General features: G+C 72.4%; 7 protein-coding genes. 5 read left to right on the top strand and 2 right to left on the bottom strand.

All coding sequences use genetic code 11. From position 1 onward, the window contains the following. The first annotated feature begins 459 nt into the window (after positions 1-459). The 3 genes from ACFVH5_RS41610 (at position 460) to ACFVH5_RS41600 (ending at position 4338) form a co-directional block, all read left to right on the top strand. Positions 460-2088 carry an ABC-F family ATP-binding cassette domain-containing protein gene (locus tag ACFVH5_RS41610; protein WP_385838879.1) on the top strand — a complete coding sequence of 543 codons (1629 nt, stop codon included), beginning with the start codon at positions 460-462 and terminating at the stop codon, positions 2086-2088. 280 nt (positions 2089-2368) lie between these two features. Beyond that, positions 2369-3145, top strand: coding sequence for a dimethylargininase (ddaH, locus tag ACFVH5_RS41605; protein ID WP_384808695.1), 777 nt, complete (start codon positions 2369-2371; stop codon positions 3143-3145). 212 nt (positions 3146-3357) lie between these two features. After that, a complete protein-coding gene (locus tag ACFVH5_RS41600) occupies positions 3358-4338 on the top strand; it encodes an acyl-ACP desaturase (RefSeq protein ID WP_248776479.1) in 981 nt (326 codons plus the stop codon). 84 nt (positions 4339-4422) lie between these two features. Here ACFVH5_RS41600 and ACFVH5_RS41595 read toward each other — a convergent pair whose 3' ends face one another. Next, positions 4423-7950, bottom strand: coding sequence for a hypothetical protein (locus tag ACFVH5_RS41595; protein ID WP_385838878.1), 3528 nt, complete (start codon positions 7948-7950; stop codon positions 4423-4425). 99 nt (positions 7951-8049) lie between these two features. After that, positions 8050-8298, bottom strand: coding sequence for a WhiB family transcriptional regulator (locus tag ACFVH5_RS41590; protein WP_384808700.1), 249 nt, complete (start codon positions 8296-8298; stop codon positions 8050-8052). Between the two features lie 601 nt (positions 8299-8899). Here ACFVH5_RS41590 and ACFVH5_RS41585 point away from each other — a divergent pair. Both ACFVH5_RS41585 and ACFVH5_RS41580 read left to right on the top strand, forming a co-directional pair. After that, on the top strand, positions 8900-9691 hold the full coding sequence (locus tag ACFVH5_RS41585; protein ID WP_385838877.1) for a VOC family protein: 792 nt from the start codon (positions 8900-8902) through the stop codon (positions 9689-9691). 274 nt (positions 9692-9965) lie between these two features. Next, positions 9966-11192: a glycoside hydrolase family 64 protein gene (locus tag ACFVH5_RS41580; RefSeq protein WP_385838876.1), complete on the top strand. Its 1227-nt coding sequence runs from the start codon at positions 9966-9968 to the stop codon at positions 11190-11192. Positions 11193-11316 lie beyond the last annotated feature (124 nt).

The raw sequence follows: 11316 nt of genomic DNA, 5'->3' as shown, positions 1-11316 counted from the left end.
GCCTCGGACCCGACCCCGCCCCCCCCCCCCCCCCCCCCCCCCCCCCCCCCCCCCCCCCCCCCCCCCCCCCCCCAAAACCCCCCCCCAAACCAAAACACCCCGCAACCCCCCGCCGCCCCGCCCCCCCCGCCGCGGCCCGCGCGCCGGCCCGCGCCCCCCCCCGCCCCCGCCCGGGGGCGCTTTAATTCGTTGACAGCCGGTGGGCCCCCTCCTACGGTGTAAAGCGGTCCTGTTGTCGCCGAATGGAGAAGGACGTTGCTCGTCTGAGGTCTTGAGACACCGCGCCACACACCTGTCCGTGTGTGCGCAGCGTGCGACCTCGGCTCCGAGCCGTCCCGCGGAACAGGGCTTTTCCCGTGTTCCGCGATCCCCCCGGAGGACTCCGTCCTTCCGGCCGTCGCCGCCTCCCGGTGTCTCGATACGTGTCGCCCTGACCGCATCCAGCACTGCGAGGCCCGTATGTCCAGTACCCCCACTTCCATCACCTGCACCTCCCTCTCCTTCGCCTGGCCCGACGGCACGCCCGTCTTCGAGGACCTCCAGGTGGCCTTCGGACCCGGCAGGACCGGGCTCGTCGGCGTCAACGGATCGGGGAAGTCCACACTCCTGAAGCTGATCTCGGGAGAACTCGTCCCGGCCGAGGGCACCGTCCGCGTCGCGGGCGAGGTCGGCCGCCTTCCTCAGAACGTCACCCTCGACACCGGGCTGCGGGTCGACGAGGTGCTGGACATCGCGGCCAAGCGCGCCGCGCTGCACGCCATCGAGTCGGGCGACGTGTCCGAGGAGCACTTCGAGGTCGTGGGCGACGACTGGGACGTCGAGGAGCGTGCCGTGGCGACGCTCGGCGTACTCGGCCTCGGTCACATCGGGCTCGACCGCACCATCGGCGAGGTCTCGGGCGGCGAGTCGGTCCTGCTGCGGCTGGCCGCGCTGCTGCTGCGCCGGCCCGACGTACTCCTCCTCGACGAGCCCACCAACAACCTCGACCTGTACGCGCGCCGACGGCTGTACGCGGCCGTCGAGGGCTATTCCGGCGTCATGGTCGTGGTCAGCCACGACCGTGAACTCCTCGACCTGGTCGACCAGATCGCCGATCTGCGCTCCGGCGAGGTCGCATGGTACGGCGGCAACTACTCGGCGTACGAGGAGGCGCTCGCCACCGAACAGGAGGCGGCCGAGAGGATGGTGCGCGTCGCCGAGTCCGATCTGAAGAAGCAGAAGCGCGAACTGGTCGACGCGCAGGTCAAGTTGGCCCGCCGCAAGCGGTACGGGCAGAAGATGTTCGAGCAGAAGCGCGAGCCGAAGATCGTGATGGGGGCGCGCAAGCGCGCGGCCCAGGAGTCCGCGGGCAAGCACCGCATCATGCACGAGGAGAAGCTCGCCGAGGCGAAGGAACGGCTCGACGACGCGGTGGAGGCCGTGCGGGACGACGACGAGATCCGCGTCGACCTGCCGTACACGGCCGTGCCGCCGGGCCGTAACGTGCTCACGCTCCTCGACCTGGAGCTGGCGTACGGGGGGAGTGCGGGCTCGTTCGATCTGCGCGGGCCCGAGCGGGTCGCGCTGATCGGGCGCAACGGGGCCGGCAAGACGACCCTGCTGCGGACGATCGCCGGGGAGCTGGCGCCCGTCTCCGGGGAGGCGTCGACCCATGTGCCGCTGCGGTTCCTGCCCCAGCGACTCGATGTCCTCGACGACGAGTTGACGGTCGCCGAGAACGTGGCGCGGTTCTCGCCGGGCGCCACCAACAACCGGGTCCGGGCGCGGCTGGCCCGCTTCCTGTTCCGGGGCGCGCGGGCCGATCAGCGGGCGGCGACGCTCTCGGGCGGCGAGCGGTTCCGGGCGGCCCTGGCCGCGCTGATGCTCGCCGAGCCCGCACCGCAGCTCCTGATGCTCGACGAGCCGACGAACAACCTCGACATGGCGAGCGTGCGGCAGCTCACCACGGCGCTGGAGTCGTACGAGGGCGCGCTGATCGTGGCCAGCCACGATGTGCCGTTCCTGGAGTCGATCGGGATCACGCGGTGGCTGCTCCTGGACGGCGAGCTGACGGAGACGACGTCCGAGGCGGTGGCGCAGCCCCGCTGAGGGGCGCGGGGAACTGCGCGGCCCGCCCCCACCGGGCCGCACGGAACTCACGACCGGGGCGGTGCCCCTTCCCCCGGGGGCGCCGGTTGTTCGTAGGGTGCGGGTGCGTGGGGGCCGGCCGCGCGGTTCCCCGCGCCCCTTGACGGGGCCGTCGTCGGGTGCGGGTGTGTGGGGGTGGCCCGCGCCGTTCCCCGCGCCCCTTACGGGGCTGGGGCTGTTGCGGCGCAGGGCGGGGCTGCATGATGTGCGGGACAACACCCTGCCGAGACGGAGACCGCACGTGCCCAGCCAGAAGGCTCTCATCCGCCGTCCCAGCCCCCGCCTGGCCGAAGGTCTCGTCACGCACCTGGAGCGCACACCGGTCGACCTCGCTCTGGCGCTCGACCAGTGGGAGGCGTACGCGGGCGCACTGCGTACGCACGGCTGGGAGACCGTCGAGGCGGAGCCCGCCGACGACTGCCCGGACTCCGTGTTCGTCGAGGACGCCGTGGTCGTCTTCCGCAACGTCGCGCTGATCGGCCGCCCGGGCGCGGAGTCCCGGCGCGGCGAGACCGCCGGTGTCGAGGAGGCGGTGGCCCGGCTCGGCTGCTCGGTGAACTGGGTGTGGGAGCCGGGCACGCTCGACGGCGGCGACGTCCTGAAGGTCGGCGACACGATCTACGTCGGCCAGGGCGGACGTACCAACGGAGCCGGCATCCAGCAGCTGAGGGCTACCTTCGAGCCGCTCGGCGCCCGGGTCGTCGCCGTACCGGTCAGCAAGGTGCTGCACCTGAAGTCGGCCGTCACCGCCCTGCCGGACGGCACGATCATCGGGTACGAGCCGCTGGTGGACACGCCGTCGCTGTTCCCGCGCTTCCTCGCGGTGCCGGAGGAGGCGGGCTCGCACGTCGTCCTGCTGGGCGGCGGAAAGCTGCTGATGGCGGCGAGCGCGCCGAAGACCGCCGATCTGCTCGCCGGGCTCGGTCTCGAACCCGTCCTCGTCGACATCGGCGAGTTCGAGAAGCTCGAAGGCTGTGTGACGTGCCTCTCGGTCCGGCTGCGCGAGCTGTACGTCTGAGACCCGGAGTGCCCCGCGCACGGCCCCGGGACCTGCGCATCCGCCGGACGGGTGGCCTCCGTATGCCTGCCGAATCGATCTTTCCGGAGATCGTTGCTGATCAGGGCTCTTTACAGCACGCTTAACCTACGGCACCGTAACCTACGGATACGTAGCCTACGATGCCGTAGGTTGGTTTCACCGCTCAGCACATACGTCCCCCTGGAGCCCCCGTGACGATCACTTCTCCCCATCTCGGCAGCCCGTCCTCCGACTGGACCGACGCCCGGCTGCTGTTCGCGCTGGAAGAAGTGGTGGAGACCGAACTCAACCGGCACCTGAAGGTCGCGAAGGACTGGATGCCGCACGAGTACGTGCCCTGGTCCGACGCCCGCAACTTCCCCGGCATCTTCGAGGACGGCGAGGCCTGGGGCAAGGAGCAGTCCAAGGTCACCGAGCTCGGCCGCATCGCGCTCGTCGTCAACCTCCTGACCGAGGACAACCTGCCCAGCTACCACCACGAGATCGCCTCCCTCTTCGGCCGCGACGGCGCCTGGGGCACCTGGGTGCACCGCTGGACCGCCGAGGAGGGCCGCCACGGCATCGTGATGCGCGACTACCTGCTCGCGTCGCGCGCCGTGGACCCCGACCAGCTCGAAGCGTTCCGTATGCAGCACATGAGTGAGGGCTTCGAGTCGGACAACCGGCACTCGATGCTGCACTCCGTCGCGTACGTCGCCTTCCAGGAGCTCGCGACCCGCGTCTCGCACCGCAACACCGGACACCAGTCGGGCGACCCCGTCTGCGACCGCATGCTGGCGCGCATCGCGACCGACGAGAACCTGCACATGGTCTTCTACCGCAACCTCCTCAAGGCCGCGTTCGAGCTGGCCCCCGACCTCACCATGCAGGCCGTGCGGGACGTCATCGTCCAGTTCCGGATGCCCGGACACGGTATGCCCGGCTTCGAGCGCGCCGCCGCGCAGATGGCCATCGGCGAGGTCTACAACATGCGGATCCACCACGACGACGTCCTGATGCCGGTACTGCGTCACCTCAGGGTCCTGCAGATCGACGGCCTGGGCCCCGAGGGCCTGAAGGCGCAGGAGGAGCTCGGCCTGTACATGGGCGGCCTGGACGCCGAGGCCGCCAAGTTCGACGAGAAGCTCGCGGCCCGCAAGGCCCGTATGGCGGCCCGCGCCGCCGCTGTGTGATCCGCTCCGCAGCCGTGTGATCCGCTTCGCGGCGGGTGACCCGATGCCCCGGTCCCGGCGTCTGTGCCGGGGCCGGGGCATCTCTCACTCGTACGCCGTCGTCCGGGCCAGTGCCGCGTCGCGGACGTCGGCCACCGGGTGGCGGCGCAGTGCTCTGAGCCGCTCTCGCCACGGCAGCCGCCAGTCCGTGCGGGTGCCGAGTGCGACCGTGAGCGCCGTGGCGAGCAGTCCCTCGCTGTGACCGCCGTGCGCGGTCAGCCGTCGGACGGTGTCGAAAAGGGTCTCGGCGTCGCCCTCGTGCGTCCCGCGGTCCAGCCGTTCGGCGAGTTCGGCGGCGGTCGCGGCCGCGAGCGCCGGCCGGCCCGCCGTCAGCGCGGCCAGCCGGGACAGGGCCGCCTCCACATGCTCCGCCGCCGCGTCCAGGTCGAGGTGGGCCACCGTGACCGCGGCGGCCTGCGGCACGAAACCGTCGTACCGGGCCAGCAGTTCGGCGGCGCCGAGGGCCGCCGCGCGGACGGGCCCGGCGTCGACTTCGGCCCGCTGCGCCAGGCACGCGACGAGATGGTCGACGCGCTGCCGGGCGGGCCGGTCCCGAAGGGGCTCTGCATCAGCGCCGGCACCGGCACCGGCACCGGTGATCGTGCCGGTGCCGGCGCCGGTATCGGCAGCAACACCGGTGTCGGCATTGGTGCCGGTATCGATGCCGGTGAGGGCTTCGCCCCCGGGGAAGCCGCCCGCGTAGACGTGGTCCGGGCTCCCTGCCTCCGATGTCGCCTCCGCATCCGCATCCGCCAGCGTCCGCAGGGCGTCTCGTAATCCGGCCGCTCCCCCGTCCGAACCCGTCGCCGCGATCACCAGGCCGTGGGCGGCGGCCCGCCAGCTCGTGCGGTTCGTCAGGTCCGCCGTGGCGGTGGCCAGGACGGTGGGTGCGTCGGGGCACCACGGCGCCCAGCGGGCCAGGGCGCCGTAGGCGAGGACGGCGGTCGGCGGGTCGTCGGTCGTGGACACGTCGCGGACGAGCCGGGCGTACCGCTCGCGGTGCCGTTCCGGCAGGTCGAGGGGTGCGACGCGCAGCACGGCCGCGCGGAGAACGGGTTCGGCTCCGGCGGCGTCGTGCAGCAGCGTCCATACGGGCTCCTGAGCGAGCAACGAGCCCGCGAAGGCGACACACGCGGCCCGGACGTCGAGGTGGGTGCCCGGCCGCCGGTACGCCTCGGTGAGAAGGCGTGCGGCCACCGGGGCCGGGAGCCGGGCCGCGGCGAGGCGGGCGGCCTCCTTGCGGCTGGTCACCTTGGTGTCCGGCGCGGACAGCACGTCACGCAGCCGGTCCACGAGCAGGGACGGCGCCACGTGCCGGGACACCCGGGTGGCCGCGTACACGGCGACACGGGCCCGGTCGTCGCCGGCGTGCGCGAGCAGTTCGGGGAGCGTGTCTCCGGGCCGGTCGGTGTGGGCGAGCGCGCCGAGCGCGGCCTCCGCGAGCACGGTGTTCCGCGAGCCGGTCCAGCGGCGGGCGACTTCGGCGCCCCGCTCCGGTATGCGCGCCGCCTGCTCGACGGCGGCGGCCCTGGCATGCGCCGGCAGCCCCGCGTCGGCGGCCGACTCCGCCAACTTCCGCACCAAGGCGTCCTGTTGACGCGGCAGCCAGCGCCGTACGTCGGGTCCCACGGGTACGGTCCACGCGGTACCCCTGGTGAGGAAGCGCCCGTACGGCGGGGTGTCCGCGAGGAGCACGTCGAGGAGGTCGGTACGGCGGCGGGTGAGCACGGCCAGGACGGGCCACAGGGTCCCCGCCGAGGGGTCGAGGGCGAGGACGCGCGCGGCTCTTTCGTCCCGGGTGGCGGGCGGTTCCAGCCACAGCTCGACGGCGGAGCGGACGGTCGTGTCGTTCCCGAACCGGATGGCCTGCCAGAGGAGTTCCTGCAGATCGGTCATGCCGGCGGCACGCCGCCCCACGGCTCGGGCCAGCGCGAAGACGAGGCCGTGGTCGGCCTTCTCCGCCCCGGCCTCGATCCACGGCCGCAACGCCTCGTACACCTGGTGTTCCTGCCCCCGGCGCAGGGTCGCGTCGAGTCGGCCGAGGTCGGCGCCGCCGGTGTTGCCGGAGATACGTACGAGGGTGCGCAGGGCCCAGTTGACCAACTCCCTTGAGCCGCCCGCCGCGTGCTCGCGGAGCACGGAGACGGCGAACCGGCTGAGGTTGTGCCGGCTCCCCGGCGAGGAGTCCCGGGCGTCGACGGCGTCGGCGACGATCCTGTCGAGGTGCGGCCCTGCGTCCTCGGTCAACAGGGCGGGCGGAATACGGGACAACGCCCACAGAGCCGGCTGCCGTACCGGGTCCTGCTCGTTGCGGAGCCGGGCGGACTCCTCCAGTACGTGGACGACGGCGGCGGGGTCGCCGGAGCGGGCCGCGTTGGTGATGAGCAACGGCCAGGCCAGGGCGCGGTCTTCGGCGGCGGGCCGGCGGGTCGCCTCGACGAGCCGCTCGCGCACCTGGGCGACCGGCAGACAGGACTCGGCGAGCAGGACGGTGTGCCAGGTCGCTCCGCTCTCACGGGCGGCGGCGGCCATCCGCCGCGCCTCCTCCGCGACACAACTGCGCGGCAGGGCATCGAGGATGACGGCGTCGACGACGGCACCCCCGCCTCCCGGGCCCCGGCCGGCCATCACTTCGGTGTAGAAGGCGTACCGGCGAGCGGGCGGGAGCGCCGCCAGGAGGACGGCGAGGTCGCCGTGGTCGGCCAACACCGAGCCAAGCCGGACGAGTTCACCGCTCTCCAACCCCTCCGCCCGGGCGATCCTGCGCAGCAGCGGACGACTGCGCACGGCAGCGGCCGAAGAGCTGTCGCCCACGAGGAGCAGCCGGAGCACCCGTTCCGGAGCGACGGCCGCGAACGCGCCCAACTGGTTGTGGAGTTGATACGGGAGCCCGGCGGATGCGAAGCGTTCGACCAGGTCCAGCGCACGCAGCGGCCGGAAGGGCACGGTGGCCGTCACGGCCTGCGCGTACCGTCGCCACCAGGTGTCACGCAGTGACGCGGGCAGGGCGGCCAACTCGCCCTCCACCGCGTCCAGCAGGACCTCCGGGTGCCGTCTGCCGAGCGATGCCCAGCCCCGCACGGCGTGGAAGAGCGAGGGCAGGAGCCGGGCGACCGTGCCGGGTGAGCAGCCGGGCAGCAGGCGTGCCGCCTCCGCGTCGCCCCATTCGTCGCGCAGCGGGTCGACGAGCCGGTCCGCCAGCGCGGTGCGCCGGCCCGAGACCACGGCCCGCAGCAGGTCACGGCGAATCGCCTCGGGCGCGTCGGCCAGCGCCGTCTCGTAGGCGGAGTCGGGCACTTGGAGGCTGTCGGCCACCCGCAGCGCGTGTCCGCGCACGAAGGAGTCCGGGTCGGCGAGGCGGGCGCCGACCCACCCGGCGTCCCGGCTGACGGCCGCCGCGACGACGGCGAGCCCTCGCCCGTAGGACCCGTGCGCCTCCAGCTCGTCCAGCAGCGGACGCGCCTCCGCCACCTCCCTTACCCTTGCGGCGAGTTCGCGCATACGCAGGGGGTACGGCAGCGGATCGAAGGCGTTCAGCAGACTCTCGGCCTGCTGCCGCGGGGTGTGGACCATGCGGTGGATTGTGCCTGCCGGAAGCCGCGACGCGCTCGGAATTCCCGATGCGCCCCGGCCACCGGGCCGGTGCCGAACTACTGCCGAGCTGGTACCGAGCTAGTGCTGGGCGCGTCGGAGGCTGAGGCGCTCCTTCTCGGAGAGGCCGCCCCAGACGCCGAAGCGTTCGTCGTGGGTGAGCGCGTATTCGAGGCACGCGGAGCGCATCTCGCACATTCCGCAGATCTGCTTCGCCTCGCGCACCGAGCTGCCCGGCTCGGGAAAGAAGAAGTCGGAGCCGGTCTGGGCGCACAGTGCCTGTTCCTGCCAGGAGAGGTCGGGCGCGGCGGCAATGGTGTCGTTGTGCATGCCGGGATCGTGTCGCGCCTCGAAAAACGTTCGATCAACACGGGCTCAACGCCCACCCACGCACCACCACCACACCCGCCGAACCCGATGATGCTCCCGGCCGAAGGCGGGGGCACAGCGGCGCGCGGCGAAATCCACAACGGATTAACTCCGGCGCCTGCGACCACGCCATCCGCGGCACAGAGGGGCCCGGCGTCCCGCGCCCCGTAAGGGGCGCGGGGAACTGCGCGACCAGCCCCCACCGAGCCGCAGGCAAACAACGGGCTCCTGAGAAGGCAGGGGTGCGGGGACGGTTTTGGCTGCGGGTCGGTGAGGGTGGGCCGCGCAGTTCCCCGCGCCCCTAAAAGATGAAAGGCAGGGGCGCAGCCCCGTTTTTCAGGGGCGCGGGGAACGGCGCGCTCAGCCACGCACGGCCCGCAGCCGAATAGGTGCCCCAGGCCCCACCTCCTCAGGGACACGGGGTGCGAGGCCGCCCCCCGACGGCGCAGGCGGCCACCAACGGCGCCCCGGACCACGGCAGCGCCCCGCTCCGGCGGCGATTGTCAGTGGGCGGTGCAAGACTCGGCAGTGCAGGCAACGGGACCCCTCAGAGGAGGGCAACATGCTCACCACCCGTTTCGTGACGGGCGCCCCGAACTGGCTCGATCTCGGCACCCCCGACATCGACGGCGCCACTTCCTTCTACCGAGGCCTCTTCGGCTGGGACTTCCAGTCGGCGGGACCCGATACCGGCGGTTACGGCTTCTTCCAGGCGGCCGGGAAGACCGTCGCGGGCGGTATGCAGACCACCCCCGAGCAGGGCCCGCCGTCCTGGACCGTCTATTTCCAGAGCCCGGACGCCGACGCGACGGCCAAGGCGGTCGAGAAGGCCGGGGGCGGCGTGCTGGTGCCGCCCGACGACGTCATGGACAAGGGCCGCATGGCCATCCTCGCCGACCGGGCGGGCGTCCCCTTCGGCCTCTGGCAGCCCGCCGCGCTCCGCGGCCTCGACGTGGCCGGTGAGGAGGGCTCCCTGTGCTGGGTCGAGCTGTACACACCGGACATCGCCGCTGCGGCCGCGTTCTACCACTCCGTACTGGGCATGGAGACCTCGGCCATGCCGTTCCCGGGCGGCGTCTACACCTGCGTCAACCCCTCGGAGGGCGGCGAGGACGCCATGTTCGGCGGTGTCGTCCCCCTGGCCGACGACCCGGCGGAGCAGGAGGCGGGGGCGTACTGGCTGCCCTATTTCGAGGTCGAGGACACGGACGCCGTGCTCGCGAAGGCCCGAGGTCTGGGCGGCACGGTCCGGATGCCCGCCACGTCCGTGGAGGGCGTCGGCCGGATCGGCAAGCTCGCCGACCCCTACGGGGCACGCTTCGCGGTGATCAAGAGCGAGCCGGCCACGGGTTGACGTTCGCCGGGAGACCGACGGCCGAAGGGTTGGCCGGCCGGGGGCGGCCGACTCCCTCCGGCCAACCCTGTCCGGCGTCCGGCCCGCCCGACCCGGCCCGCCCCCGCCCCCGCCCGACCTGCCGTCAACTTCTGAAAGCATGGACTTTTCGAGAGCGCTCTCAGTCATAACCCTTGACGCTTCAACTCCCCCTGGGAACAGTGGTGCCCCGCAGGAGGCCGATGCCCCATACATCGGCCTGCTCCTGCCTCCCCCCACGTTCCAGGAGACCGCTTTGATCTCACGCAGGAAGTTTCTGACCGGAACCGCCGCCGTCACCGCCGCCGCGGGCTACCCCGTCTGGGGGAGCGCTCTCAGCCCGACGGCCGAGGCGGCTCCCGCGACCTGTGAACTCGCCCTCAAGAACAACTCGCTGCCCGGCACGGTCCGCGCGTACGTCACCGGTCACGAGCAGTCGACGGGCAACTGGGTCCTGCTGCGCGCCGACGGCAGTGTCTACCGGCCCACCTCCCCTTCGGCGCCGCAGACACCGCTGCCCGTCGACTGCGCCATCCCCCTGGGTGCCGCCGGCTCGGCCGCCAAGGTGCTGACGCTGCCTCAGATGTACGGCGCCCGCGTCTACTTCGTACGGGACAGCACGCTCGACTTCTACCTCAACCCGGGCCCCTCCCTGGTCGAGCCCGCGTTCGCCACGGCCACCGACCCGAACTGCGGGAGGACGTGGTCGTTCTGCGAATTCACTTTCAACACGGACCAGTTGTACGCCAACATCAGCTACGTCGACCTGGTCACCGCGCTGCCGATCGGTCTGACCCTGGAGGGCGACGCCACGCACACCGTGGCCCCGCTGCCCGACGGTGCCGTCGACCGGATCGCCGCGGACCTCACGGCGCAGGCCGCCAAGGACGGTCAGCCCTGGGACAAGCTGGTGACGCGGGGCGGTGACGGCTCCGTACTGCGGGTGGTCTCGCCGCAGAACCTGATGGCTCCGTACTTCGACCGGCCCGCCGAGATGCCGTTCCGCGACCTCTGGACCGGCTATATCGACCAGGTGTGGGACAAGTACCGCTCCACCGACCTGGGGATCGACCTCCAGGGCGGCCGGGGTGTCGTCACCGGGCGGGTCAGCGGCGACACGCTGACCTTCGCCGGAGGTCACACCTTCAGCAAGCCCACGTCGAAGGACATCTTCACCTGCAACCACGGGCCGTTCGCCAACAACCCGGGCGACCCGGACGACAAGAAGGCCATCCTCGCGCGCCTCGCCGCCGGGTTCAACCGCTCGATCATGCTCACGCACCCGACCCAGCCCAACGGCACGACCACGTCGGACTACTACACGGACGCGGTCACCAACCACTGGGCCCGCGTCGTCCACGCCAACTCCCCCATCGGCTACGCGTTCCCGTACGACGACGTACGCCCCGACGGCCAGCCCGACGTCTCGGGCGCGGCCCACGACGGCAACCCGCGACGTTTCACGGTGTCGGTGGGCGCGTAGCGCCTGCGCGGCGGCGCGGGGATTCTGGACGGCCCCGTCCGGCTCTCGACTGCAGCCGAGTGGGGGTGACCCGCGCAGTTCCCCGCGCCCCTGACAGGGCACGAACCGGCACCACGACCCACCC

Source organism: Streptomyces sp. NPDC127119 (assembly GCF_042677425.1).
In the GTDB taxonomy this organism is placed as follows: domain Bacteria; phylum Actinomycetota; class Actinomycetes; order Streptomycetales; family Streptomycetaceae; genus Streptomyces.
This window is presented reverse-complemented; position numbering and strand designations above follow the sequence as displayed.